The organism is Pseudomonas putida (assembly GCF_005080685.1).
GTDB lineage: Bacteria > Pseudomonadota > Gammaproteobacteria > Pseudomonadales > Pseudomonadaceae > Aquipseudomonas > Aquipseudomonas putida_V.
Genome location: NZ_CP039371.1, coordinates 4,400,734 through 4,425,882 on the forward strand (window position 1 = coordinate 4,400,734; position 25,149 = coordinate 4,425,882).

The 25,149-nt window shown below is 62.9% G+C and carries 20 protein-coding genes and 1 pseudogene; 16 read left to right on the forward strand and 5 right to left on the reverse strand.

All coding sequences use genetic code 11. The features are described from left to right. Positions 1 to 73: 73 nt before the first annotated feature. The 3 genes from E6B08_RS20335 (at position 74) to E6B08_RS20345 (ending at position 2,631) form a co-directional block, all read left to right on the forward strand. Positions 74 to 1,690, forward strand: a complete 1,617-nt coding sequence (locus E6B08_RS20335; protein WP_136915669.1) for an inorganic phosphate transporter — start codon at positions 74 to 76, stop codon at positions 1,688 to 1,690. Between the two features lie 100 nt (positions 1,691 to 1,790). Then, positions 1,791 to 2,174, forward strand: coding sequence for a hypothetical protein (locus E6B08_RS20340; protein WP_136915670.1), 384 nt, complete (start codon positions 1,791 to 1,793; stop codon positions 2,172 to 2,174). 31 nt (positions 2,175 to 2,205) lie between these two features. Continuing rightward, positions 2,206 to 2,631 (forward strand): hypothetical protein, encoded by a 426-nt coding sequence (locus E6B08_RS20345; protein ID WP_136915671.1) that lies wholly within the window; start codon positions 2,206 to 2,208, stop codon positions 2,629 to 2,631. Here the strand turns inward: E6B08_RS20345 and E6B08_RS20350 are convergent. Together E6B08_RS20350 and E6B08_RS20355 are read right to left on the reverse strand one after the other, a co-directional pair. Continuing rightward, positions 2,609 to 3,106 (reverse strand): PaaI family thioesterase, encoded by a 498-nt coding sequence (locus E6B08_RS20350; RefSeq protein WP_136915672.1) that lies wholly within the window; start codon positions 3,104 to 3,106, stop codon positions 2,609 to 2,611. The genes E6B08_RS20345 and E6B08_RS20350 overlap by 23 nt on opposite strands. 57 nt (positions 3,107 to 3,163) lie before the next feature. Further along, a pseudogene (locus E6B08_RS20355) lies at positions 3,164 to 4,545 on the reverse strand (amino acid permease). Between the two features lie 254 nt (positions 4,546 to 4,799). Between E6B08_RS20355 and gcvA the strand changes: the two are divergent. Both gcvA and E6B08_RS20365 read left to right on the forward strand, forming a co-directional pair. Next, positions 4,800 to 5,696, forward strand: a complete 897-nt coding sequence (gene gcvA / locus E6B08_RS20360; RefSeq protein ID WP_136915673.1) for a transcriptional regulator GcvA — start codon at positions 4,800 to 4,802, stop codon at positions 5,694 to 5,696. Positions 5,697 to 5,851: 155 nt separating this feature from the next. Beyond that, positions 5,852 to 7,102 carry an aspartate aminotransferase family protein gene (locus tag E6B08_RS20365; protein ID WP_136915674.1) on the forward strand — a complete coding sequence of 417 codons (1,251 nt, stop codon included), beginning with the start codon at positions 5,852 to 5,854 and terminating at the stop codon, positions 7,100 to 7,102. A gap of 3 nt (positions 7,103 to 7,105) precedes the next feature. Here the strand turns inward: E6B08_RS20365 and E6B08_RS20370 are convergent, their stop codons facing one another. After that, positions 7,106 to 7,408: a hypothetical protein gene (locus E6B08_RS20370; RefSeq protein WP_136915675.1), complete on the reverse strand. Its 303-nt coding sequence runs from the start codon at positions 7,406 to 7,408 to the stop codon at positions 7,106 to 7,108. Between the two features lie 195 nt (positions 7,409 to 7,603). On the opposite strand from E6B08_RS20370, the gene E6B08_RS20375 reads away from it, so the two are divergent. Then, positions 7,604 to 8,029, forward strand: coding sequence for a hypothetical protein (locus E6B08_RS20375; RefSeq protein WP_136915676.1), 426 nt, complete (start codon positions 7,604 to 7,606; stop codon positions 8,027 to 8,029). Positions 8,030 to 8,104: 75 nt separating this feature from the next. Next, a complete protein-coding gene (gene fusA / locus E6B08_RS20380) occupies positions 8,105 to 10,216 on the forward strand; it encodes an elongation factor G (protein WP_136915677.1) in 2,112 nt (703 codons plus the stop codon). A 131-nt stretch (positions 10,217 to 10,347) separates the two neighbouring features. Here the strand turns inward: fusA and E6B08_RS20390 are convergent, their stop codons facing one another. Both E6B08_RS20390 and E6B08_RS20395 read right to left on the reverse strand, forming a co-directional pair. After that, a complete protein-coding gene (locus E6B08_RS20390; RefSeq protein WP_136915678.1) occupies positions 10,348 to 11,790 on the reverse strand; it encodes a SulP family inorganic anion transporter in 1,443 nt (480 codons plus the stop codon). A 112-nt stretch (positions 11,791 to 11,902) separates the two neighbouring features. Beyond that, a complete protein-coding gene (locus E6B08_RS20395; protein WP_136915679.1) occupies positions 11,903 to 13,072 on the reverse strand; it encodes a hypothetical protein in 1,170 nt (389 codons plus the stop codon). A 141-nt stretch (positions 13,073 to 13,213) separates the two neighbouring features. On the opposite strand from E6B08_RS20395, the gene E6B08_RS20400 reads away from it, so the two are divergent. The 9 genes from E6B08_RS20400 to nuoH all read left to right on the forward strand — a co-directional run bounded on the left by E6B08_RS20400 (position 13,214) and on the right by nuoH (position 25,149). After that, positions 13,214 to 13,948: a secretin N-terminal domain-containing protein gene (locus tag E6B08_RS20400; RefSeq protein ID WP_136915680.1), complete on the forward strand. Its 735-nt coding sequence runs from the start codon at positions 13,214 to 13,216 to the stop codon at positions 13,946 to 13,948. A 492-nt stretch (positions 13,949 to 14,440) separates the two neighbouring features. Then, positions 14,441 to 15,766 (forward strand): isocitrate lyase, encoded by a 1,326-nt coding sequence (gene aceA, locus E6B08_RS20405; RefSeq protein WP_012315229.1) that lies wholly within the window; start codon positions 14,441 to 14,443, stop codon positions 15,764 to 15,766. 709 nt (positions 15,767 to 16,475) lie between these two features. Continuing rightward, the gene (locus E6B08_RS20410; protein WP_011534614.1) at positions 16,476 to 16,889 is read left to right on the forward strand and encodes an NADH-quinone oxidoreductase subunit A; all 414 of its coding nucleotides are present in this window, start codon (positions 16,476 to 16,478) and stop codon (positions 16,887 to 16,889) included. A 9-nt stretch (positions 16,890 to 16,898) separates the two neighbouring features. Further along, positions 16,899 to 17,576: a NuoB/complex I 20 kDa subunit family protein gene (locus E6B08_RS20415; protein ID WP_136915681.1), complete on the forward strand. Its 678-nt coding sequence runs from the start codon at positions 16,899 to 16,901 to the stop codon at positions 17,574 to 17,576. A 79-nt stretch (positions 17,577 to 17,655) separates the two neighbouring features. Continuing rightward, positions 17,656 to 19,437 carry an NADH-quinone oxidoreductase subunit C/D gene (nuoC, locus tag E6B08_RS20420; RefSeq protein ID WP_136915682.1) on the forward strand — a complete coding sequence of 594 codons (1,782 nt, stop codon included), beginning with the start codon at positions 17,656 to 17,658 and terminating at the stop codon, positions 19,435 to 19,437. A 2-nt stretch (positions 19,438 to 19,439) separates the two neighbouring features. Beyond that, positions 19,440 to 19,937, forward strand: a complete 498-nt coding sequence (nuoE, locus tag E6B08_RS20425) for an NADH-quinone oxidoreductase subunit NuoE (RefSeq protein WP_045188416.1) — start codon at positions 19,440 to 19,442, stop codon at positions 19,935 to 19,937. Beyond that, entirely contained in the window at positions 19,934 to 21,298 is a 1,365-nt protein-coding gene (gene nuoF, locus E6B08_RS20430) for an NADH-quinone oxidoreductase subunit NuoF (RefSeq protein ID WP_133331888.1), read from the forward strand. The genes nuoE and nuoF overlap by 4 nt, the downstream gene beginning before the upstream one ends. Positions 21,299 to 21,430: 132 nt before the next feature. Beyond that, positions 21,431 to 24,145: an NADH-quinone oxidoreductase subunit NuoG gene (gene nuoG, locus E6B08_RS20435; RefSeq protein ID WP_136915683.1), complete on the forward strand. Its 2,715-nt coding sequence runs from the start codon at positions 21,431 to 21,433 to the stop codon at positions 24,143 to 24,145. Further along, a complete protein-coding gene (gene nuoH, locus E6B08_RS20440; protein ID WP_054884882.1) occupies positions 24,142 to 25,149 on the forward strand; it encodes an NADH-quinone oxidoreductase subunit NuoH in 1,008 nt (335 codons plus the stop codon). The genes nuoG and nuoH overlap by 4 nt, the downstream gene beginning before the upstream one ends.

The window sequence follows — 25,149 nt, forward strand, 5'->3', positions numbered from 1 at the left end:
TCACGTCGCCCCGGTGAATTGTTTCTAAGCTCAAGGCCCTCGGCACCTTCGCCACACGCCATTCGGAGCCATCATGGCAACCCCGTCATTGGCCAGCCAGCAACCACTGGCCCAACGCGATTCCCGCCCGGAGCTTTCGCATAAACCCGGGCGCGCCACGCTCGTCATGTTCTTCGGCCTGCTCATGGCCGGTATCGCCTATACCGCCTGGAGCCTCAAGCAGGACGTCAGCGCCAGCGGCACGGTGGTCACCACGGTCACGCCGTTCCTGCTGCTAGGCCTGGCCTTGCTGATCGCCCTGGGCTTTGAATTCGTCAATGGCTTCCACGACACCGCCAACGCCGTCGCCACGGTGATCTACACCCACTCGCTGCCAGCGCCGGTGGCGGTGGTATGGTCGGGGCTGTGCAACTTTCTTGGCGTCTTGCTCTCCAGCGGCGCGGTGGCCTTCGGCATCATCGCCCTGCTACCGGTCGAACTGATCCTAAAGGTGGGGTCTTCGGCCGGTTTCGCCATGGTCTTCGCCTTGCTGCTGGCAGCGATCATCTGGAACCTCGGCACCTGGTGGCTGGGCCTCCCAGCCTCGTCCTCGCACACGCTGATCGGCTCGATCATCGGTGTGGGCGTGGCCAACGCCTTGATGCATGGGCGCGATGGCACCAGCGGGGTGGACTGGAGCCAGGCCAGCAAGGTCGGCTATGCGCTGCTGTTCTCGCCACTGATCGGCTTCGCCTGTGCGGCGCTGCTGTTGCTTGCGCTACGTGCACTGGTCAAGCGCAAGGAGCTGTACCAGGCCCCGGAGGGCCGAACCCCGCCACCCTGGTGGATTCGCAGTGCGCTGATCCTGACCTGCACCGGCGTGTCGTTCGCCCACGGCTCCAACGACGGCCAGAAAGGCATGGGCCTGATCATGCTGATCCTGGTGGGCACCCTGCCCATGGCATACGCACTGAACAAGACCATGCCCGCTGAACAGGCATTGCAGTTTTCCGCTGTCGCCGAAGTCACCCGCCAGGCGCTGGTACGCACCGATCCGCAAACGCCGCCGGCAGATGTGCGGCACACGCTGACGGCTTTCATTTCCGCCCCCAAGGCCACCCCCCAATTGATACCGGCCCTGGCCGAACTGACCGGCGAGATCGGCGCCCAGGTCGAGGGCTACGGCTCGCTCAAGGCGGTGCCGGCCGAAGCCATGGCCAACGTGCGCAATGACATGTACCTGGCCAGTGAAACCATCCGCCTGATCGAGAAAAACAAGCTGGTGGTGTTCGACTCCGACACCCGCAGCCATCTGCAACTGCTCAAGACCCAGCTGGACGACGCCACCCGCTACATCCCGTTGTGGGTCAAGGTGGCGGTGGCCATCGCCCTGGGCCTGGGCACCATGGTCGGCTGGCGACGCATCGTCGTGACCGTGGGCGAGAAGATCGGCAAGACCCACCTGAGCTATGCCCAGGGCGCCTCGGCCGAAGTGGTAGCGATGTGCACCATCGGCGCGGCGGACATGTTCGGGCTGCCGGTATCGACCACCCATGTGTTGAGTTCGGGCGTCGCCGGGACCATGGTAGCAACCGGCTCGGGCATCCAGAAACGCACGTTGATCAACCTGCTGCTGGCCTGGGTATTGACCCTGCCTGCGGCCATGTTGCTGGCCGGTAGCCTGTACTGGCTGCTGAGTCACATTTTTTGAACCTGGCCGGTACCTGGCATTTTTATCAGTAGACGCCCACTCATTTCCCCCCTAGCGTGTTGGCCAGACGCGCAGCGAAGCGCAAGCTGGGAGGGAAAGGATGCTCAACGAGATTCGGTTGACGATCGATAGCACTGCGGGAACTGCACCTGGGCGACTGCAGGTCCGCCGCCAGGTCTGGTGGAACGATGGCTTTCGTATCGAGGCGGAGGGCGAAGGCTACTGGATGCACCTGATCGGGCAACAGGGCCCTGAACCAGGCTTTTATATACTCGAGAGCGACGATAACTGGGACGGTCGCGTACAGGTCGAATTCGGCGCCCATGACCAGCAGCCCGAGCCTATATATGAAGGCGACTTCCTGCTCACCCACATCAACTACCGCTTCCATTGGCTGTCGGGCGAGTTCAACTTCAGCTGCGTCCACGGCACGCAACGGGTCACCGTCAACTGCCTTGGCTTCGAGACCGACGAAGTTCACTGAGAATGAGAACCTCCAATCAGGAGAAAAGGCCATGTCCAACACCCTTCAAATCAAGCTGACGAGCAAGCAGCGAGCAGAAGTTCAGCAGATGCTGTTTACGGTGACAAGTCAGGATTGGTGGGATGATGGCTTCAAGATTGAAGCCATCAGCGAACTTCAGGGAGACGAACCTACGTATTGGCTAAGGTTGTCAGGGCAAAGCGAACCGAGACAACGATCCTACGAGCTTGAAGACGAAAACGAGGACGAAGGGCTTATTTTTGTCGAGTTCGGTCTCTACGGCAAAAACGTACTGTTGATTGAAGCCGGAACATTCGAAGTGAAAGATATAGACTTCATCATGCAGTCGCTTGAGGGCAGCTTCGACTTCCCTTGGGGCTATGGAGACCAGGAAGCGCAAGTCAGCTGCGACAGTTTCAAGATACGTCCCAATCCTAAACCTGCCCGTGAGCCTTGAGCTTGAGCTTCTCGGTATCGACCCGTACGAACACCGAGTCGGCGCTGACCGTGAGCACATCGCCGGCCCAGACCTCGCAGATCACCCGGCTCTTGCGCCCGACCTCGCCCTCCACTCGCGCCTTGAGCAACAGTTCCACGCCCATGGGCGTCGGTTTCAGGTAGCTGATGCCAAGGGTGCCGGTGACGCAGTCGATACGCGGCAGGCTGCCCGGTTCGCGGCCTTCGGCACGGTAGTGATAGGCCATTGCCGTCCAGTTCGAGTGGCAGTCTACCAACATGGCCAGCAGCCCGCCGTAGACCAGCCCAGGCCAACCGGTGAAGGTGCTGTCGGGTGAGTGGCGGCACAGCAGGTGGATGCCGTCGGTGTCCCAATGGCTTTCAAGGTGCAGGCCGCTGGGGTGGGAGCAACCGCAGCCGTAGCAGATACCTTCTGGCGCGGCCAACGCCTGGAGGGACAGTGGATGTGAGTTCATACGCTTCCTGTACTTGTTGAAATGGGGGCGCGCAACGCCCCCATTAAAGCAGAAACGTCAGGCCGCCTGCGCGACTACCCTGCCGCTGCGCTGGGTCAGCGACACCAGCAGGATGAACAGGGTCACCCCAGCGGTCATCAGGGTTTCGTAGCGGTAGGCTTCGCTGAACAGCATATAGCCCAGCACCATCACGATGGTGCCGATCACCGCCCAGGTCAGCCATGGGAACAACCACATCTTCAACTCCAGCCCCCGCCCTTCGCGCTCGGCCCGGGCGCGCATGCGTAGCTGCGAAACAGCGATCACCAGGTACACCAGCAAGGCGATGGCGCCAGTGGTCGAGAGCAGGAAGCCGAACACCTTGCCCGGCAGCACGTAGTTGACGAAGCAGCCGACGAAGCCTGCCAGGGTCGAGAGGATCACCGCCACGGTGGGCACGCCAGCGCCGGAAATGCGCTGGGTCATGCTCAGGGCCTGGCCCGGGCGCCGAGCGAATAGAGCATGCGCGATGCGGTGTACAAGCCCGAGTTCATGCAACTGGTCACCGCCACCAGCACCACCAGGTCGACCAGCAGCTTGGCACCTGGCACGTTGAGCACCTCCAGCACGCGCTGGAACGAGCCGACAGCTTTCAGGTTGGGGTCATTCCAGGCCACCAGCGACACCACCAGGAAGATCGACGCCAGGTAGAAGATGGCGATGCGGTACACCACCAGGTTGGTGGCGCGGCGAATCTTGTCCTTGGGGTTGGCGGTCTCGTCGGCGGCAATGGTGACGATCTCGGCACCGAAGAACGAGAAGATGGTGATCAGCACGCCACCGAGCACCGTGCCGAAGCCGTTGGGCATGAAGCCGCCGCTGTCCCACAGGCGGCTGACCCCGGACACCTCGGCCAGCGGCCAGAAGCCGAACACGGCCAGGCTGCAGACGACGATGAAGGCCAGGATGGCGATCACCTTGACCAGGGCGAACCAATACTCGAATGCACCGAAGTTCTTGACGCTGACCAGGTTGGTGCCCGACAGAACGACCATGATCAGGAAGGCGAACAACCACGACGGCACGGCTGGGAAATAGGCATGCAGGATATCGGCGCCGGCGATGGCCTCGACCGGGATGATCAGCACCCAGAACCACCAGTACAACCAACCGATGGTGAAACCGGCCCAGGGGCCGATGGCCTCGCTGGCGTAGGTGGAGAACGAACCGCTGTTGGGGTTGGCGATGGCCATTTCGCCCAGCATGCGCATCACCAGCAGCACCAGCAGGCCGGTCATGGCATAGGAGATGAGAATGGCCGGGCCAGCGGTGGCGATGGCGTTCGACGAGCCGATGAACAGGCCGGCGCCGATGATGCCGGCGATCGAAATCATGGAAACCTGACGGGAAGTCAGGCCGTGCTGCAGGGAACGCTGTTTTTTATTGTCTAGCGAAGCCATGGAGAACCCTCGAATGGGTCGGCCGCTACGTTGGGCGGCTGAAGAGTTGGAGCAGAATTCGGGTAGGTGATGTTGCTGTTCTTGTTGTTCTGATCGCAGTGGCGTGCACTTTCCTCCGACTTCGCAACACCGGTTGTCATCGTTGATCGAGGTCAGTATTAATCTATAGGCCCGGGTCAACAAACGACCTTTTCGAAGCACATGATTCCGATACGGAATGAACTCCTTCCTTTTTTGCTCGGTATGCGCCCGCCATGTCCAAACGCCTGATGCCCTCAACCACAGCCTTGCAGTGCTTCGAAGCCGCTGCCAGGCACTTGAGCTTCACCCGCGCCGCCCAGGAGCTGCACCTGACCCAGAGCGCGGTCAGCAAGCAAGTGGCGCAGCTCGAGGAAATGCTCGCGCACTCGCTGTTCCAGAGGATTCGCCGGCGCCTGCACCTGACGCCGGCGGGCGCCTTGTACCTGGCCGAGGTGAACAAGATCCTCACCCAGATCGACATCTCCAGCCGCTACATCCTCAGCTACGGCGACGAGACCGAGGTACTGCGCATCGCCACCCAGCCGACCTTCGGCGCCCGCTGGCTGGTGCCCCGACTCAAGGGTTTCGGCGAGCGCCACCCGCGTATCCACCTGGACATCCGCAACGAGCTGGAGCCATTCGACCTGGTGCAGGCCAAGGCCGACATCGCCTTTTTCTTCGGCCAGGGCACCTGGCCCGGGGCGACCTGCATCGAGCTGTTCAGCGAGGAGGTAGTGCCGGTGTGCGCCCCACAACTGCAGGCCAGGCACCGCTTCGACAGTGCCCAGGCACTCACCGAGCACCGCTTGCTGCAATGCGCGTCGCGGCCCGAGGCCTGGCACGAATGGTTTCTCGGCCTGGGGTTGCATAGCCAGAACAGTTACCACGGGCCGCGTTTCGACACGTTCTACCTGTGCATCCGCGCATCCATCGCCGGCTGCGGAATTGCCCTGATCCCGCGTTACCTGGTTGCCGAGGAGTTGAGCGAGGGCAAACTGGTGGTGGCCTGGGACCACCCGGTGGCCAGCAATGGGCGGCACTTCATCGCCCATGCCGAGCATGCGGCCGAGGTGCCCAAGGTCAGGGCCTTCGTGCAGTGGATTCGCAAGCGGGTGGCTGAGGGGGATTGAGTGGGCCTGTACTTGCCCGCGAAAGGGCCGATAAATACCCCCGCCAATCGAAAAGTTCATGAATCCATGGAATGACCGCAATCCAATAATTCGTTTGCGGAATAATACCCCGGCACGCTTGGATATTAAGCAACTCGAACAAGGTCCGCGTGCTCATGAATCAGGAAAGTATCAGCCAATCCATTGCCATCGTTCATCCGATTACCCTTTCCCATGGCCGCAATGCCGAAGTATGGGATACCGATGGTAAACGTTATATCGACTTCGTCGGCGGTATCGGCGTACTCAATCTGGGCCATTGCAACCCCGCCGTGGTCGCGGCCATCCAGGCCCAGGCCGGTCGCCTCACCCACTACGCCTTCAACGCCGCGCCGCATGGCCCGTACCTGGAATTGATGGAGCGCCTGCGCCAGTTCGTGCCCGTGGGCTATCCGCTGGCCGGCATGCTCACCAACAGCGGCGCCGAGGCTGCGGAAAACGCCTTGAAAGTGGCCCGCGGCGCCACCGGCAAACGCGCGATCATCGCCTTCGATGGCGGCTTCCACGGCCGTACTCTGGCCACCCTGAACCTCAACGGCAAAGTCGCGCCGTACAAGCAACGCGTCGGTGACCTGCCTGGGCCGGTGTACCACCTGCCCTACCCCAGCGCCGATACCGGCGTCAGCTGCGAACAGGCGCTCAACGCCATGGACCGCCTGTTCAGCGTGGAATTGGCAGTGGAGGATGTGGCGGCGTTCATTCTTGAGCCGGTGCAGGGCGAAGGGGGCTTCCTGGCCCTGGACCCGACCTTTGCCCAGGCCCTGCGGCGCTTGTGCGACGAGCACGGCATCTTGCTGATCATCGACGAGATCCAGTCGGGCTTCGGCCGCACCGGACAGCGCTTCGCTTTCCCGCGCCTGGGCATCGAGCCGGACCTGCTGCTGCTGGCCAAGAGCATCGCCGGAGGCATGCCATTGGGCGCAGTGGTTGGGCGCAAGGAATTGATGGCGGCATTGCCCAAGGGCGGCCTGGGCGGGACCTATTCGGGCAACCCGATTGCCTGCGCGGCAGCACTGGCCAGCCTTGCGCAGATGAGCGACGAGAACATCGCCACCTGGGGCGAGCGCCAGGAACAGGCCATCGTCAGCCGCCATGCGCGGTGGAAGGCTACTGGACTGAGCCCGTTCATCGGTCGCCTGACCGGTGTCGGCGCCATGCGTGGCATCGAATTCGTCAATGCCGATGGCAGCCCTGCGCCGACGCAACTGGCCAAGGTACTGGAAGTGGCCAGGGCCAAGGGATTGCTGCTGATGCCCAGCGGCAAGGCGCGACACGTCATTCGCCTGCTGGCACCGCTGACCGTCGAGGCCGAGGTGCTCGAGGAAGGTCTGGATATCCTCGAGCAGTGCCTGGCGGAACTGGGATGAGCCTTAGAGGCCCAGCTCCTCGGGGGTGAGCATGTCGGACTCGAAGGCGATCCAGCCGCCTTCGAGTTCGGCGTGGCCGTTGACGATCGGGCCGTAGTAGGTCAGGCCGTTCTCCAAGGTCACGCAGATGTGCGTGGCGTTTTTTTCCGGAGCCGCGAGCGTACCGACGAAATGGACCTTCTTCAGGGTTTCGGTCACCGCCTCGAGGCCGACGCGCATGTTGGGGTTTTCCGAGGCCTCGGTGTCGCCGCCACGGTCTTCGGCGCTGACGGTGACGGTGGCGATGTACGGGTACTTGGTGCTCAAGCGGGGTTACCTCGGTGACTATGTTGGAGATACGGGCGCGTAGAGTACGGCAGGTACTGGCGGTTGTCTCTAGCGGCCTGTTCGCGGATAAACCCACGAAGAGGCCAGGCCTGCAACAGGAGATTCCAAATGGCCTCCCCGCCCCCAATCTGTTAGGGTGCCCGCGATGCACGCCACACCACACGAGGACACCGAGTGAGCGCCGAAGAACCCCTGATCGCCGACCTGTTCGAGGTCGACAAACGCCTGACCCTCAAGCCCGTCGTGGACTTCAACAACTACCTGCGCAACGCCTTCGGCGACGGCCCATGCACCTGCCACCGCTGCAGCGAAGGTGGCGACCCGGCCAGCTATAGCCATCAGCACAGCTTCGACCTCGAAGGCCGCCAGTTGCACCGCCGTTTCGCCAGCACTGCCGGCAGCGATGTGCTGCAGGTGCTGAAAAAAGCCTGGCTGTCGTACACCAAGGCCGACCTCACTCCGATCGGCGCGCTCGACCTGGCCACGCTCAAGACCTTCACCGAGGCCGCCCTGCACCCGCGCCTGCTGGCATTGCTGCCGGCCAGCGGCCTTACCCGCGAAGTGGATGGCCAGTGGATGCTGCAAGCCCAGGCCGACTGACGTCCGGCGGCGCGGCAGGATTCTCCCGGTCTGCTACCTTGGGAGAATCCCCGCATCTGCCGCAGGTAGTCGACCATGGCCCGCACAACGCCTATCGAGCTGTACCGTAACATCGGCATCGTCGCCCACGTGGACGCCGGCAAGACCACCACCACCGAGCGCATCCTGTTCTACACGGGCGTCAACCACAAGATGGGCGAGGTGCACGATGGCGCCGCGACCATGGACTGGATGGCCCAGGAGCAGGAGCGCGGGATCACCATCACCTCGGCCGCCACCACCGCGTTCTGGCAAGGCTCGACCAAGCAGTTCGCCCATCGCTACCGCTTCAACATCATCGACACCCCCGGCCACGTCGACTTCACCATCGAAGTCGAGCGCTCGCTGCGCGTGCTCGATGGCGCGGTGGTGGTGTTCAGCGGCGCCGACGGGGTCGAGCCACAATCGGAGACGGTCTGGCGCCAGGCTAACAAGTACCACGTGCCGCGCCTGGCCTACATCAACAAGATGGATCGCCAGGGCGCCGACTTCCTGCGCGTGGTCCGGCAGATCGACCAGCGCCTGGGCCACCACCCGGTGCCGATCCAGTTGGCCATCGGCAGCGAGGAGAACTTCATCGGCCAGATCGACCTGGTGAAGATGAAGGCCATCTACTGGAACGATGACGACAACGGCACCAGCTACCGCGAAGAGCCGATCCCCGCTGAACTCCAGGCGCTGGCCGACGAGTGGCGCGCGCACATGGTGGAGGCGGCAGCCGAAGCCGACGACGAGCTGACCCTGAAGTTTCTCGACGGCGAGGAACTGACCATCGACGAGATCAAGGCGGGTCTGCGCAAGCGCACCCTGAACAACGAGATCGTGCCGACCATCCTCGGCTCGTCGTTCAAGAACAAAGGCGTGCCACTGATGCTCGACGCAGTCATCGACTACCTCCCCGCGCCCTCGGAGATCCCGGCGATTCGCGGCACCGACCCGGACCACGAAGACAAGCACCTGGAGCGTCACGCCGACGACAACGAGCCGTTCTCCGCCCTGGCATTCAAGATCGCAACCGACCCGTTCGTCGGCACCCTGACCTTCGCCCGCGTGTACTCCGGGGTACTCAGCTCAGGCAATGCCGTGCTCAATTCGGTGAAGGGCAAGAAGGAGCGCATCGGCCGCATGGTGCAGATGCACGCCAACCAACGCGCCGAGATCAAGGACGTGTGCGCGGGCGATATCGCCGCGCTGATCGGCATGAAGGATGTCACCACCGGCGACACCCTGTGCGACATCGACAAACCGATCATCCTCGAACGCATGGATTTCCCCGACCCGGTGATTTCCGTGGCGGTGGAGCCCAAGACCAAGGCCGACCAGGAAAAGATGGGCATCGCCCTGGGCAAGCTGGCCCAGGAAGATCCCTCGTTCCGGGTGCGCACCGACGAAGAGACCGGCCAGACGATCATTTCCGGTATGGGCGAGCTGCACCTGGACATCATCGTCGACCGCATGCGCCGCGAGTTCAACGTCGAAGCCAACATCGGCAAGCCGCAGGTGGCGTATCGCGAGAAGATCCGCAACACCTGCGAGATCGAAGGCCGTTTCGTCCGCCAGTCCGGCGGGCGTGGCCAGTACGGCCATTGCTGGATCCGCTTCGCGCCGGGTGACGAAGGCAAGGAAGGGCTGGAGTTCATCAACGAGATCGTCGGCGGGGTGGTGCCGCGCGAATACATCCCAGCCATTCAGAAAGGCATCGAGGAGCAGATGAAGAACGGCGTGCTGGCCGGCTATCCGCTGATCAGCTTGAAGGCAGCGGTGTTCGACGGCTCCTACCACGATGTCGATTCCAACGAGATGGCCTACAAGATCGCCGCCTCGATGGCGACCAAGCAGCTCTCGCAGAAAGGCGGCGCGGTGTTGCTCGAGCCGGTGATGAAGGTCGAGGTGGTCACGCCCGAGGAGTACCAGGGCGATATCATGGGCGACCTGAGCCGGCGCCGCGGGATGATCCAGGATGGTGACGAAACCCCGGCTGGCAAGGTGATCCGGGCCGAGGTGCCGCTAGGCGAAATGTTCGGTTATGCCACATCGATGCGTTCGATGACCCAGGGGCGGGCAAGCTACTCGATGGAGTTCACCCGTTACGCAGAGGCACCGGCGAGCATTGCCGATGCGATCGTTAAGAAAAACCGCGGGGAGTGATTTGCGGTGTCTGGGCGGGCCTCTTCGCGGGCAAGCCCGCTCCTACAGGTACTGCCCCGATTTTGATGTCGGTGGGGATCCTGTAGGAGCGGGCTTGTCCGCAAAAGGGCCTGCCCAGGCGACCACTTTCTCTAATGCTGCTCCCCCGCCCGCTTCAACAGCTTCTTGCAACGCTCCGACAAATGCACCACCCGCAGGTGCTTACCCGCCTTGGCATATCGTTCGCGCAAGGTCTTCAACGCAGCCACCGCCGAATAATCGACGAACCGCAGGTGCTGGCAGTCAAGCGTCACCTTGGCCGGGTCGCCTGCTGGGTCGAACTGGCTGAGAAACGGCGCGGTCGAGGCGAAGAACAAGGTGCCGTGCACCTGGTAGTGCTTGCCACCCTCGGCGTCTTCACGACTGTCGGCATACAGCTCGCGCGCATGCTGCCAGGCGAAGTTCACCGCAGCGATGACGATACCGAACAGCACCGCCATGGCCAGGTCGGTGAACACCGTGACCACGGTCACTGCAACGATCGCCAGCACGTCGTTGACCGGCACCTTGTGCAGCACCCGCAGCGAGGCCCAGGCGAAGGTCTGCTGCGCCACCACGAACATCACCCCGACCAGCGCCGCCAGTGGAATGCGCTCGATCAACGGCGACAGGAACAGCACGAACAGCAGGATCATCACGCCGGCGACCACACCCGACAGCCGGCCCCGGCCATTGGAGCTGAGGTTGATAACGGTCTGGCCGATCATCGCGCAGCCGCCCATGCCACCGCACAGACCCGAGACCATGTTGGCGGCGCCCAGGGCCACGCACTCGCGGTCCGGGAAGCCGCGACTCTCGGTGATTTCGTCGGTGAGATTGAGAGTAAGCAGAGTTTCCAGCAGGCCGACCATGGCCATCAACACCGCGTACGGGGCGATGATCTTCAGGGTTTCGAGGTTCCACGGCACTTGCGGCAGCGCAAGCTGTGGCAGGCCACCGGCGATGTGCGCCATGTCGCCGAGGGTGCGCGTCGGCAGCCCCAGGAAATACACCAGCAGGCCCACGCCGAGAATCGCCACCAGCGCTGGCGGCACCGAGCGGGTCAGCTTGGGCAGCACATACACCACCAGCATGGTCAGCGCGACCAGGCCAACCATGAGGTACAGCGCCGTGCCGCTGAGCCAGCGCTCACCGTCCTTGAAGTGTTCGAGCTGGGCCATGGCGATGACGATGGCCAAGCCATTGACGAAGCCGAGCATCACCGGATAAGGCACCATGCGCACCAGCTTGCCCAGGCGCAACGCGCCGAACAGGATCATCACCAACCCGCCGAGCAACACCGTGGCCAGCAAGTACTGCACACCGTGCTGCACCACCAGGGCGACGATCACCACGGCCATCGAGCCGGCCGCGCCCGAAATCATCCCCGGGCGACCACCGAACAGCGCGGTCAGGGTGCAGATGATGAAGGCGCCGTACAACCCCATCAGTGGATTGAGGTGGGCTACCAGGGCGAAGGCGATGCACTCGGGCACCAGGGCGAACGAGGTAGTGAGGCCGGCAAGCACGTCGGCGCGGAGTCTGGCGGTTTTCATGGGCGTCCTGTGGCTGCCCCCTGTAGCCAGGTGCAGCGCACAGGGCCGGGATGGGGGCCGGATAAAAATCGAGGCCCGCGATGTTACGGAATTTGTCTGACAGCAGCCACCGCTATGACCGCGCGTGCCCGCCGCGGCTCAACCATTCGGCCATGGCGCCGTCCTCCAGGGCGTACTCGCCGCGGTTGGCTTTCCATACCAGCTCCTTGTCCCGCAGGGCATCCAAGGCCTTTTGCACATTGGCGGTGCTGGCATTGGCTTGCGCCTGGGCGTGCTCCAGCTTGCAATTGACCTCGAGCAGGGTCTGCTCGGTGAAGGGCGAAAAGGGCTGCCGCCCCAGCGTACGCTCGGCCATCACATGCAGCACGGCCTGCTGGAGGGGCGACAGATCGTTCCAGGCGCTTTCGTAGTCACTCCATACCCCGGCCTGGTGGTTGAGCGCACCAGTGCGCAGCAATTGGCCCAGGTTGCCGGCCTCACCCAAGCCAAGGCTCACTTCGGTGAGCAGCTTTCCGAGCATTTCCGGGCGCCGCCCTACGCACTCGAAGGCGTACTCCAGGTCCTCGACCTTGAACTGGTTGCTCGCCGCCAGGCGACCGTTCCAGAGCGTGGTGACGAACTCGACGAAATCCCGGCCCAGCAATGGGAACGGCGTGATGCTGGCGCCGTAGAACGGCTGCTTGCTCTTGAGCACCAGGTTGGCCAGCTTGTCGCGGCTGGAGCCGGTGAACACCAGGCGCAGGCCATCGGGACGATCACCGCGATTGAGGTGGTCGCGTGCCGCCTTGAGGGCGAACATGGCGTTGAGCCCCTCCTCGCTGTTGAGGGCGTGCTGAGCCTCGTCGACGATCAGCACCAGCATCTGCCCGCACACCTGGTGCAACACGGCGAGGGCCTGGGCCAGGGTGGTGCCGGCCGGCAGCTGTGGGCGGGTGAAGTCCCAGCTCAAGGTGCGCAACAGGTTGATCTTGTCGATGCCGGCTTTTTTCGCAGTGCGCGCCAAGGCGCCCTCGAAACCGGCCAGGGCGGTACCGATGGCGCCGCTGATCAACGTGGCCGGGTCGACATCGCGGTCCGACCACAGGTCAACGTACACCGGCAGCCAACCGCGTCGCACGCACTCTGGAATGAAGTCGTTGTTGAGGAAGGTACTCTTGCCGGTACGTCGCGGCGCGGCGAGGAACATGCCAGAGCTGAAGTCGACCAACGATTCACCGGCCAAGTCGCGCGCCAGGGCCTGGGCCAGTTGCTCGCGGCGGAACATAGGACGCGATGGACTCATGTCAATATCCTCATTTATCACCGTAACTATAATTTATAGCCTATAGGATAATTCGAGATAAAACACAGCCTGTGATGCACAGCCGGCACGATACCGACAAATTTTGCCATCATGATGATTCCACTCGCGGAGATCACCCACATGCCGCTACGCCCCCTCATCGCCGCCTTGCTCCTGGCGGGCAGCCTGGCCGCCCAGGCTGCCACCGAAGTCTTGCCATTGCAGTACCGTACCAGCACCGAACTACTGCCGACGGCTCAGGGTTTCTTGGGCAAGGACGGAACGGTCAGCGCCTTCGAGAACAAGCTCATCGTCAACGCCAGCCCTGAACGCATCGATGACCTGCGCGCCCTGCTGCAGCAACTCGATACCGCCCCCAAGCGCCTGTTGATCAGCGTCGACAACAGCGACAGCAACTTCCAGGACAACCGCGGCAACGCCCGAATAATCAGCTATGGCACCTCCAATCGGGACGGCGGCCTGCAGCAGATCCAGGCCAGCGAAGGTCAGCCGGCGTTGATCCAGGTCGGTCAGAGCATCCCCATTACCAGCACCAGCACCGACGGCTACGGGCGTATCCAGAGCAACACCGAATACCGCAATGTGACCCAAGGTTTCTACGTCACTCCCAGCTTGAGCGGAGACACGGTTCGTCTGCAAATAAGCAGCAATAATGATCGCATCAGTCACGAACGCGCAGATGTAGTGAAAGTTCAAAGCACCGACACGACCATCACCGGCAGGCTCGGGGAGTGGATCACCCTGGCCGGTTACAACCAGCAGAGTCAGGCCGACCAGTCCTCGTCGGCCATCACCTACAGCACTCAACGGGGTGAAAACATGACTTTGCGGGTAAAAGTCGACCTTCTGGAGTGAACCCAGACAATTCGAGGCCTCGACCAACGGCCTCGAAACTGACCGACGAGTCGTATCAGACCAAGGATGTAGTAAGCGAAAAAAAGCACTACAAAACATTTGACAGGCTCTTTTTCTCAAGGGCATGATGGCCTCGCTCCCGCTAATCAGGGGCCCTGGCAAGGGCCTTCGAGGCGCCCTCCTCCCACCCCTGGAGGCACCTCGTGTCTATACGGCCCACAAGGCGGTTCGACGGGATTGCGACTGCAACGAAGAAGTTGTCCCGAGGGACGGAAGCGCATCACCGCAGAACCGGCAATCGCGTCGCACCGCAGCAAGGCAACCACGAGCCGACCTGCAGGCGCACACCTTGGCCAGGCCTGCACCTCCTTCCCCCTTCGAGCCTTCGCGTCGCACCGCAAGCCTGCGAACAGGACAGCCGCCTGGCACCCTGATCGGCATTCCGAGCATCAGCACAATTACCCCAAGATCGATGCGACGAGGTTTATTTCCATGGCACTGACACGCGAACAGCAAATTGCAGCCCTCGAGAAAGACTGGGCCGAGAACCCGCGCTGGAAAGGCGTGACCCGTACCTACACCGCCGCCGATGTCGTTCGCCTGCGTGGCTCCCTGCAACCGGAGCACACCCTGGCGCGCCTGGGTGCAGAAAAACTGTGGAAGCTGGTCACCGAAGGTGCCCACCCCTCCTTCCGCCCAGAAAAAGATTTCGTCAACTGCATGGGCGCCCTGACCGGCGGCCAGGCGGTGCAACAGGTCAAGGCCGGCATCCAGGCCATCTACCTGTCGGGCTGGCAGGTGGCCGCCGACAACAACTCGGCCGAGTCCATGTACCCCGACCAGTCGCTGTACCCGGTCGACTCGGTACCGACCGTGGTCAAGCGCATCAACAACTCGTTCCGCCGCGCCGACCAGATCCAGTGGAAAGCCGGCAAGAACCCGGGTGACGAAGGCTACATCGATTACTTCGCGCCGATCGTGGCTGACGCGGAAGCCGGTTTCGGCGGCGTGCTGAACGCCTACGAACTGATGAAGAACATGATCGAAGCGGGCGCCGCCGGCGTGCACTTCGAAGACCAGCTGGCCTCGGTGAAAAAATGCGGTCACATGGGCGGCAAGGTGTTGGTGCCAACCCAGGAAGCCGTACAGAAGCTGGTGGCAGCACGCCTGGCAGCCGACGTATCGGGCGTACCGACCATCATCCTGGCCCGTACCGACGCCAACGCCGCCGACCTGCTGACCAGCGACTGCGACCCGTACGACCAGCCGTTCGTGATTGGCGAGCGCACCCGTGAAGGCTTCTACAAGGTCCGTGCCGGCCTCGACCAGGCCATCGCCCGCGGCCTGGCCTACGCACCGTACGCCGACCTGATCTGGTGCGAGACCGCCAAGCCGGACCTGGACGAAGCCCGTCGCTTCGCCGAAGCGATCAAGAAGGAGTACCCGGACCAGCTTCTGTCGTACAACTGCTCGCCTTCCTTCAACTGGAAGAAGAACCTGGACGACGCCACCATCGCCAAGTTCCAGCGCGAGCTGTCGGCCATGGGCTACAAGCACCAGTTCATCACCCTGGCCGGCATCCACAACATGTGGCACGGCATGTTCAACCTGGCGCACGACTACGCCCGCAACGACATGACCGCCTACGTGAAGCTGCAGGAGCAGGAATTCGCCGATGCCAGCAAGGGCTACACCTTCGTGGCGCACCAGCAGGAAGTCGGCACTGGCTACTTCGACGACATGACCACTGTGATCCAGGGTGGCGCTTCGTCGGTGACCGCCCTGACCGGTTCTACCGAGGAAGAGCAGTTCCACTGATAGCGACGTGCTGAAACAGGCCCGGGGCTCGCCAGCGCCCCGGGCCTTGTTTTTTGTCTGCTGCGGCCTATTCGCTACAGGACCACCACGCATCTCGAACCGGCACTAGCCCGGTAGGAGCGGGCTTGCCCGCGAATGGGCCGAGACGAACACAGCAATATCATGGATCGGGTCTATGCTTGTGGCAGCACAGCAGCAAGGACCGCCCATGCCTCGTCCAAGCCACCTGCCCCTTCACGCCAGCGTGCCTTCCTTATATAGGCACCCGCGACCCCCTCATCGACAAAACATTGACCCAGGACGGTACGCGCCCGATCGAATACCTGTAGAACGAGAGTTTTTCGCATTTGCAAGTAGGGAGGCGCGCACATGAACTTCGTAATGCGGGCAAACAGGCGAATTAAACCGACTCATTTAAATGATATTAATTATCATTACGGAATTAGCATTTCGTTACAGCCGGCAAGAAACATAATTAACAAAAGCGTGCGCAATCCCCGAAACTCAAGGGTTTCAGCCAGTTAGCCGAGGTTTTTGTTCTTAATCCTACGAATAAAATTGCCACAGAAATTTTACTTGTACCGGGTTTACCCATAAAATCAGCGCGATTGATTCAGCTGCGACATTTGGTCACTGCGTCTGCGACACCAAGTCGCTGCTCTACTTATTTCAGACTGCAGAGCTGGGTCTCTGTATAAGGATTTCTAGCATGTCCGATTCGGCAGGACTCATCGCCCACAACTGGGGCTTTGCCATCTTCCTCCTGGGTGTCGTCGGCCTGTGCGCCTTCATGCTCGGCCTGTCCAGCCTGCTCGGTAGCAAGGCCTGGGGTCGCGCCAAGAACGAACCCTTCGAATCCGGCATGCTGCCCGTCGGCAGCGCCCGCCTGCGCCTGTCCGCCAAATTCTATCTGGTCGCGATGCTGTTCGTGATCTTCGATATCGAAGCCCTATTCCTGTATGCATGGTCTGTGTCCGTCCGCGAAAGCGGCTGGACCGGATTCGTCGAAGCACTCGTTTTCATAGCAATTCTGTTGGCTGGTCTTGTCTACCTATGGCGCGTCGGGGCGCTCGATTGGGCTCCCGAAGGTCGCCGCAAGCGGCAAGCGAAGCTGAAACAATGAGGCTTTGGCATGCAATACAACCTAACCAGAATCGATCCGGATGCGCCCAACGAGCAGTACCCGGTCGGTGAACGGGAAACCGTCACCGATCAACTGCTGGAGGACCAGGTCCACAAGAACATCTTCATGGGCAAGCTCGAAGATGTGATGCGTGGCGCGGTCAACTGGGGTCGCAAGAACTCCCTCTGGCCGTATAACTTCGGCCTTTCCTGCTGCTACGTGGAAATGACCACGGCCTTCACGGCACCCCATGACATCGCCCGCTTCGGCGCCGAAGTCATCCGGGCCTCGCCGCGTCAGGCCGACTTCATGGTCATCGCCGGTACCTGCTTCGTGAAAATGGCGCCGATCATCCAGCGCCTGTACGAGCAGATGCTCGAGCCGAAATGGGTCATCTCCATGGGTTCGTGCGCCAACTCCGGCGGCATGTACGACATCTACTCGGTCGTTCAGGGGGTCGACAAGTTCCTCCCCGTGGACGTCTACGTGCCCGGCTGCCCGCCACGCCCTGAGGCTTTCCTGCAAGGCTTGATGCTGCTGCAGGAGTCGATCGGCCAAGAACGACGCCCGCTTTCCTGGGTCGTTGGTGATCAAGGTATTTACCGTGCCGAGATGCCAGCCCAGAAAGACCTGCGTCGTGAACAGCGCATTGCGGTAACCAACCTGCGCAGCCCCGACGAAGTCTGATCCAGCGACCTGCCGCCCGCTCCCGAAGGAGCCGGCGGCCTGGCTTCATTCTTAACGCTGACCCAAAGCGACCGAGACCATGACAGCGGACAACGCTATTTTCATTCCGCCCTACAAGGCAGACGACCAGGATGTGGTCGTCGAACTGCACAACCGTTTTGGCGCCGAAGCATTCGTCGCCCAAGAAACCCGCACCGGCATGCCCGTATTGTGGGTCAAACGCGCCCAACTCAAGGAAGTGCTCAGCTTCCTGCGTGGCGTGGCCAAGCCCTACAGCATGCTGTACGACCTGCACGGCGTCGACGAGCGCCTGCGCACCCAGCGCCGCGGCCTGCCTGCCGCCGACTTCAGCGTGTTCTACCACCTGCTGTCGATCGAACGTAACAGCGACGTGATGATCAAGGTCTCGCTCAGCGAGGGCGATCTGAACCTGCCATCGGTGACCGGCATCTGGCCGAACGCCAACTGGTACGAGCGTGAAGTCTGGGACATGTTCGGCATCGACTTCGCCGGTCACCCGCACCTGAGCCGCATCATGATGCCGCCGACCTGGGAAGGTCACCCGCTGCGCAAGGACTACCCGGCCCGTGCCACCGAGTTCGATCCGTACAGCCTGACCCTGGCCAAGCAACAGCTCGAAGAGGAATCGGCGCGCTTCAACCCGGAAGCCTGGGGCATGAAGCGCCAGGGCGCCAACGAGGACTACATGTTCCTCAACCTCGGCCCCAACCACCCTTCGGCCCACGGTGCGTTCCGTATCGTGCTGCAGCTGGACGGCGAAGAGATCGTCGACTGCGTACCGGACATCGGCTACCACCACCGTGGCGCCGAGAAGATGGCCGAACGTCAGTCCTGGCACAGCTTCATCCCCTACACCGACCGTATCGACTACCTCGGCGGGGTGATGAACAACCTGCCGTACGTGCTCGCGGTCGAGAAGCTGGCGGGTATCCAGGTGCCGCAGAAGGTCGACGTGATTCGCATCATGCTCGCCGAGTTCTTCCGCATCACCAGCCACCTGCTGTTCCTGGGCACCTACATCCAGGACGTCGGCGCCATGACCCCGGTGTTCTTCACCTTCACCGACCGTCAGCGCGCCTATACCGTGATCGAGGCGATCACCGGTTTCCGCCTGCACCCGGCCTGGTACCGCATCGGCGGCGTCGCCCACGACCTGCCACGCGGCTGGGACAAGCTGGTCAAGGACTTCGTCGAATGGCTGCCCAAGCGCCTCGACGAGTACACCAAGGCCGCCCTGCAGAACAGCATCCTCAAGGGTCGTACCATCGGTGTCGCCGCGTACAACACCAAGGAAGCGCTGGAGTGGGGCACCACCGGTGCCGGCCTGCGTGCCACCGGTTGCGACTTCGACCTGCGCAAGGCCCGCCCCTACTCCGGCTACGAGAACTTCGAGTTCGAAGTACCGCTGGCCCACAACGGCGATGCCTACGATCGCTGCATGGTCCGTGTCGAGGAGATGCGCCAGAGTATCCGCATCATCGACCAGTGCCTGCGCAACATGCCGGAAGGCCCGTACAAGGCGGATCACCCGCTGACCACGCCGCCACCGAAAGAGCGCACCCTGCAGCACATCGAGACCCTGATCACGCACTTCCTGCAAGTCTCGTGGGGCCCGGTCATGCCGGCCAACGAGTCGTTCCAGATGATCGAGGCGACCAAGGGCATCAACAGTTACTACCTGACGAGCGATGGCGGCACCATGAGCTACCGCACCCGGATCCGTACCCCGAGCTACCCGCACCTGCAGCAGATCCCTTCGGTGATCAAAGGCAGCATGGTCGCCGACCTCATTGCGTACCTGGGCAGTATCGACTTCGTTATGGCTGACGTGGACCGCTAAGCATGAACAACACGCTTATCCAGACAGACCGTTTCGCCCTGAGCGAAACCGAGCGCTCGGCCATCGAGCACGAAATGCATCACTACGAGGACCCGCGCGCGGCGTCCATCGAAGCCTTGAAGATCGTCCAGAAGGAACGTGGCTGGGTGCCGGATGGCGCCATCTACGCCATCGGCGAAGTGCTGGGCATCCCGGCCAGCGACGTCGAGGGTGTCGCCACCTTCTATAGCCAGATCTTCCGCCAGCCGGTCGGCCGCCACATCATCCGCGTGTGCGACAGCATGGTCTGCTACATCGGCGGCCACGAGTCGGTGGTCAGCCAGATCCAGAGCGAGCTGGGCATCGGCCTCGGCCAGACCACCGCCGACGGCCGCTTCACCCTGCTGCCGGTGTGCTGCCTGGGCAACTGCGACAAGGCCCCGGCACTGATGATCGACGACGACACCTTTGGCGACGTACAGCCTGCTGGCGTCTCCAAACTGCTGGAGGGTTACGTATGACCATTACTTCCTTCGGCCCGGCCAACCGCATCGCGCGTTCGGCCGAAACCCACCCGCTGACCTGGCGCCTGCGTGACGATGGCGAGCCAGTCTGGCTTGCCGAGTACCAGTCCAAGAACGGCTACGCCGCTGCCCGCAAGGCATTGGCCGAGATGTCTGCCGACGACATCGTGCAGAGCGTCAAGGACTCTGGCCTCAAGGGCCGCGGTGGCGCGGGCTTCCCCACTGGCGTTAAGTGGGGCCTGATGCCCAAAGACGAGTCCATGAACATCCGCTACCTGCTGTGCAACGCGGACGAAATGGAGCCCAACACCTGGAAGGACCGCATGCTGATGGAGCAGCAGCCCCATCTGCTGGTCGAGGGCATGCTGATCAGCGCCCGCGCCCTGAAGGCCTACCGTGGCTACATCTTCCTGCGTGGCGAATACACCACCGCGGCGAAGAACCTCAACCGCGCCATCGACGAAGCCAAGGCCGCTGGCCTGCTGGGCAAGAACATCCTGGGGTCGGGCTTCGACTTCGAGCTGTTCGTGCACACCGGTGCCGGCCGCTACATCTGCGGTGAAGAAACCGCGCTGATCAACTCGCTCGAAGGCCGCCGCGCCAACCCGCGGTCCAAACCGCCCTTCCCTGCCGCCGTCGGCGTGTGGGGCAAGCCGACCTGCGTGAACAACGTCGAGACGCTGTGCAACGTGCCGGCGATCGTCGCCAACGGCAACGACTGGTACAAGTCGCTGGCCCGCGAAGGCAGCGAGGACCACGGCACCAAGCTGATGGGCTTCTCCGGCAAGGTGAAGAACCCTGGCCTGTGGGAGCTGCCGTTCGGCGTGACCGCACGCGAGCTGTTCGAAGACTACGCTGGCGGCATGCGCGATGGCTTCAAGCTCAAGTGCTGGCAGCCAGGCGGCGCCGGTACCGGCTTCCTGCTGCCCGAGCACCTCGATGCGCAGATGTACGCCGGTGGCATCGCCAAGGTCGGCACCCGTATGGGTACTGGCCTGGCCATGGCCGTTGACGACAGCATCAACATGGTCTCGCTGCTGCGCAACATGGAAGAGTTCTTCGCCCGCGAGTCGTGCGGCTGGTGCACTCCATGCCGCGACGGCCTGCCGTGGAGCGTGAAGATGCTGCGCGCCCTGGAAAAAGGCCAAGGCCGCGCCGAAGACATCGAGACGCTGCTGGGTCTGGTCAACTTCCTCGGCCCAGGCCGTACCTTCTGTGCTCACGCACCGGGTGCCGTCGAGCCGCTGGGCAGTGCCATCAAGTATTTCAGGTCCGAGTTCGAGGCCGGTGTCGCGCCTGCAACTGCAGGTGACACCCTGCGCCCAAATTTGGCGAAGCCGATTGTGGTCGGCGCATAAAAAGATAGAACGCGGGTGGTCCGTGCCACCCGCCAGCCCGCAGGCCAGCCCGAACGATTCGCGGCCGGTCGCAGGCTCACCGATTTCCATTAGCCACGCCCGCTCACGCGGGCCAACGAAGAACTTTGAACAATGGCCACTATCCACGTAGACGGCAAAGCGCTCGAAGTCAACGGTGCGGACAACCTGTTACAGGCATGTCTGTCGCTAGGCCTCGATATCCCCTATTTCTGCTGGCACCCGGCGCTCGGTAGCGTCGGTGCCTGCCGGCAGTGTGCAGTCAAGCAGTACACCGACGAGAACGACACCCGTGGTCGTATCGTCATGTCCTGCATGACCCCTGCCTCCGACGGCACCTGGATCTCCATCGACGATGATGAGTCCAAGGCGTTTCGCGCCAGCGTCGTCGAGTGGCTGATGACCAACCACCCGCACGACTGCCCGGTGTGCGAGGAAGGCGGTCACTGCCACCTGCAGGACATGACGGTAATGACCGGCCACAACGAGCGCCGCTACCGTTTCACCAAGCGTACCCACCAGAACCAGGACCTCGGCCCGTTCATCGCCCACGAGATGAACCGCTGCATCGCCTGCTACCGCTGCGTGCGTTACTACAAGGACTACGCCGGCGGTACCGACCTGGGGGTCTATGGCGCCCACGACAACGTGTACTTCGGTCGCGTCGAGGACGGCGTGCTGGAGAGCGAATTCTCCGGCAACCTGACCGAGGTCTGCCCGACCGGCGTGTTCACCGACAAGACCCACTCCGAGCGCTACAACCGCAAGTGGGACATGCAGTTCGCCCCGAGCATCTGCCACGGCTGCTCCAGCGGCTGCAACATCAGCCCCGGTGAGCGCTACGGCGAACTGCGCCGCATCGAGAACCGCTTCAACGGCTCGGTCAACCAGTACTTCCTGTGCGACCGTGGCCGCTTCGGCTATGGCTACGTCAACCGCAAGGATCGCCCGCGCCAGCCGCAGCTGGCCGACGGCACCAATCTGGGCCTGGACGCTGCCCTGGACAAAGCCGCCGACCTGCTGCGCGGCCGCACCATCGTCGGCATCGGCTCGCCACGCGCCAGCCTCGAAAGCAACTATGGCCTGCGTGAACTGGTGGGCGCCGAGTACTTCTACTCGGGCATGGAAGCCGGCGAGCTGGCACGCGTGCGCCTGGTCCTCGACGTGCTGAACAACAGCCCGCTGCCGGTCCCGACCCTGCGCGACATCGAAGACCACGACGCCGTGTTCGTGCTCGGTGAAGACCTGACCCAGACCGCTGCCCGCGTCGCCCTGGCCGTGCGCCAGGCCACCAAGGGCAAGGCCGAGGCCATGGCCGAAGGCATGAAAGTGCAGCCTTGGCTCGACGCTGCGGTCAAGAACATCGGCCAGCACGCACTCTATCCGCTGTTCATCGCCAGCCTGGCCGAGACCAAGCTGGACGACGTCGCCGAGGAATGCGTGCACGCCGCCCCGGCGGACCTCGCCCGCCTCGGCTTCGCCGTGGCCCACGCCATCGACCCGAGCGCCCCGGCCGTCGCCGGCCTGGACGATGATGCCAAGGCCCTGGCCCAGCGCATCGCCGACGCCCTGGTCGCCGCCAAGCGCCCGTTGGTGGTCGCCGGCACCTCCCTGGCCGACCCGGCGCTGATCGAAGCCGCCGCCAACATTGCCAAGGCCCTCAAGCTGCGCGAGAAGAACGGCTCGCTGAGCCTGGTCGTACCAGAGGCCAACAGCCTCGGCATGGCCATGCTCGGTGGCGATTCCGTCGATGCCGCGCTGGACGCGGTGATCAGCGGTAAAGCCGATGCCATCGTGGTACTGGAAAACGACCTGTACGCCCGCGTTCCAGCGGCCAAGGTCGACGCTGCCCTGGCCGCTGCCAAGGTCGTTATCGTCGCCGACCATTCCAAGACCCCGACCGTCGAGCGCGCCCACCTGGTGCTGCCGGCTGCCTCGTTCGCCGAAGGCGACGGTACCCTGGTCAGCCAGGAAGGCCGTGCCCAGCGCTTCTTCCAGGTGTTCGACCCGCAGTACCTGGACAGCAGCATCCAGATCCACGAAGGCTGGCGCTGGATGCACGCGCTGCGTGCCACCCTGCTGAACAAGCCAGTGGACTGGACCCAGCTCGATCACGTCACCAGCGCCTGCGCCGAAGCCGCTGCGCAACTGGCCGGCATCGTCAATGCCGCGCCAAGTGCCGCATTCCGCATCAAGGGCATGAAGCTGGCTCGCGAGCCGCTGCGCTACTCCGGCCGTACTGCCATGCGCGCCAACATCAGCGTGCACGAGCCGCGTACCCCGCAGGACAAGGACACCGCCTTCGCCTTCTCCATGGAAGGCTATTCGGGCTCGGCAGAACCGCGCCAGCAGGTGCCGTTCGCCTGGTCGCCGGGCTGGAACTCGCCACAGGCCTGGAACAAGTTCCAGGACGAGGTCGGTGGTCACCTGCGTGCCGGTGACCCAGGCGTGCGCCTGATCGAGCCGCAAGGCGATCGCCTGAACTGGTTCAACGCCATTCCGGGCGCCTTCAACCCGGCCCGTGGTACCTGGACCGCAGTACCGTTCTTCCACCTGTTCGGCAGCGAAGAGAACTCCTCGCGCGCAGCTCCGGTGCAGGAGCGCATTCCAGCTGCCTACGTCGCGCTGGCCAAGTCCGAAGCCGACCGCCTGGGCGTCAACGAAGGTGCCCTGCTCAGCCTGAACGTTGCAGGCCAGGCGCTGCGCCTGCCGCTGCGTATCAATGAAGAACTGGGCGCTGGCCTGGTTGCATTGCCCAAAGGCCTGGCCGGCATTCCGCCGGCCATCTTCGGTGCATCCGTCGAAGGTCTGCAGGAGGCAGCACAATGAGCTGGTTCACCCCCGAAGTGATCGATGTGATCCTCACCGTGGTCCGGGCCATCGTGGTCCTGCTCGCGGTGGTGGTCTGCGGCGCGCTGCTCAGCTTCGTCGAGCGCCGCCTGCTGGGCTGGTGGCAGGACCGCTACGGTCCGAACCGCGTCGGCCCGTTCGGCATGTTCCAGATCGCTGCCGACATGCTGAAGATGTTCTTCAAGGAAGACTGGAACCCACCCTTCGTCGACCGCATGATCTTCACCCTGGCACCGGTCGTGGCCATGAGCGCCCTGCTGATCGCCTTCTGCGTGATTCCGATCACCCCACTGTGGGGCGTCGCCGACCTGAACATCGGCCTGCTGTTCTTCTTCGCCATGGCGGGTCTTTCGGTCTACGCGGTGCTGTTCGCCGGCTGGTCGTCGAACAACAAGTACGCCCTGCTGGGCAGCTTGCGCGCCTCGGCGCAGACCGTGTCGTACGAAGTGTTCCTGGGCCTGGCGCTGATGGGCGTGGTGGTGCAGGTGGGCTCGTTCAACATGCGCGATATCGTCGAGTACCAGGCACAGAACCTGTGGTTCATCATTCCGCAGTTCTTCGGCTTCTGTACCTTCTTCATCGCTGGCGTCGCCGTGACCCACCGTCACCCGTTCGACCAACCGGAAGCGGAACAGGAGCTGGCCGACGGCTACCACATCGAGTATGCCGGCATGAAATGGGGCATGTTCTTCGTCGGTGAGTACATCGGCATCATCCTCATCTCGGCGCTGCTGGTGACCCTGTTCTTCGGCGGCTGGCACGGTCCGTTCGGCATCCTGCCGCAACTGTCGTTCCTGTGGTTCGCCCTGAAGACCGCATTCTTCATCATGCTGTTCATCCTGCTGCGCGCCTCGATCCCGCGCCCACGCTATGACCAGGTGATGGACTTCAGCTGGAAGTTCTGCCTGCCGCTGACCCTGATCAATTTGCTGGTAACCGCTGCGATCGTGCTCTACAACACGCCAGCCGTCGCGGCCCAGTGA

Excerpts from the sequence above, each read along its gene's own strand:
- E6B08_RS20335 (WP_136915669.1), top strand. The coding sequence starts at position 74 with ATGGCAACCCCGTCATTGGCCAGCCAGCAACCACTGGCCCAACGCGAT.
- E6B08_RS20340 (WP_136915670.1), top strand. The coding sequence starts at position 1,791 with ATGCTCAACGAGATTCGGTTGACGATCGATAGCACTGCGGGAACTGCA.
- E6B08_RS20345 (WP_136915671.1), top strand. The coding sequence starts at position 2,206 with ATGTCCAACACCCTTCAAATCAAGCTGACGAGCAAGCAGCGAGCAGAA.
- E6B08_RS20350 (WP_136915672.1), bottom strand. The coding sequence starts at position 3,106 with ATGAACTCACATCCACTGTCCCTCCAGGCGTTGGCCGCGCCAGAAGGT.
- gcvA (WP_136915673.1), top strand. The coding sequence starts at position 4,800 with ATGTCCAAACGCCTGATGCCCTCAACCACAGCCTTGCAGTGCTTCGAA.
- E6B08_RS20365 (WP_136915674.1), top strand. The coding sequence starts at position 5,852 with ATGAATCAGGAAAGTATCAGCCAATCCATTGCCATCGTTCATCCGATT.
- fusA (WP_136915677.1), top strand. The coding sequence starts at position 8,105 with ATGGCCCGCACAACGCCTATCGAGCTGTACCGTAACATCGGCATCGTC.
- E6B08_RS20390 (WP_136915678.1), bottom strand. The coding sequence starts at position 11,790 with ATGAAAACCGCCAGACTCCGCGCCGACGTGCTTGCCGGCCTCACTACC.
- E6B08_RS20395 (WP_136915679.1), bottom strand. The coding sequence starts at position 13,072 with ATGAGTCCATCGCGTCCTATGTTCCGCCGCGAGCAACTGGCCCAGGCC.
- E6B08_RS20400 (WP_136915680.1), top strand. The coding sequence starts at position 13,214 with ATGCCGCTACGCCCCCTCATCGCCGCCTTGCTCCTGGCGGGCAGCCTG.
- aceA (WP_012315229.1), top strand. The coding sequence starts at position 14,441 with ATGGCACTGACACGCGAACAGCAAATTGCAGCCCTCGAGAAAGACTGG.
- E6B08_RS20410 (WP_011534614.1), top strand. The coding sequence starts at position 16,476 with ATGTCCGATTCGGCAGGACTCATCGCCCACAACTGGGGCTTTGCCATC.
- E6B08_RS20415 (WP_136915681.1), top strand. The coding sequence starts at position 16,899 with ATGCAATACAACCTAACCAGAATCGATCCGGATGCGCCCAACGAGCAG.
- nuoC (WP_136915682.1), top strand. The coding sequence starts at position 17,656 with ATGACAGCGGACAACGCTATTTTCATTCCGCCCTACAAGGCAGACGAC.
- nuoE (WP_045188416.1), top strand. The coding sequence starts at position 19,440 with ATGAACAACACGCTTATCCAGACAGACCGTTTCGCCCTGAGCGAAACC.
- nuoF (WP_133331888.1), top strand. The coding sequence starts at position 19,934 with ATGACCATTACTTCCTTCGGCCCGGCCAACCGCATCGCGCGTTCGGCC.
- nuoG (WP_136915683.1), top strand. The coding sequence starts at position 21,431 with ATGGCCACTATCCACGTAGACGGCAAAGCGCTCGAAGTCAACGGTGCG.
- nuoH (WP_054884882.1), top strand. The coding sequence starts at position 24,142 with ATGAGCTGGTTCACCCCCGAAGTGATCGATGTGATCCTCACCGTGGTC.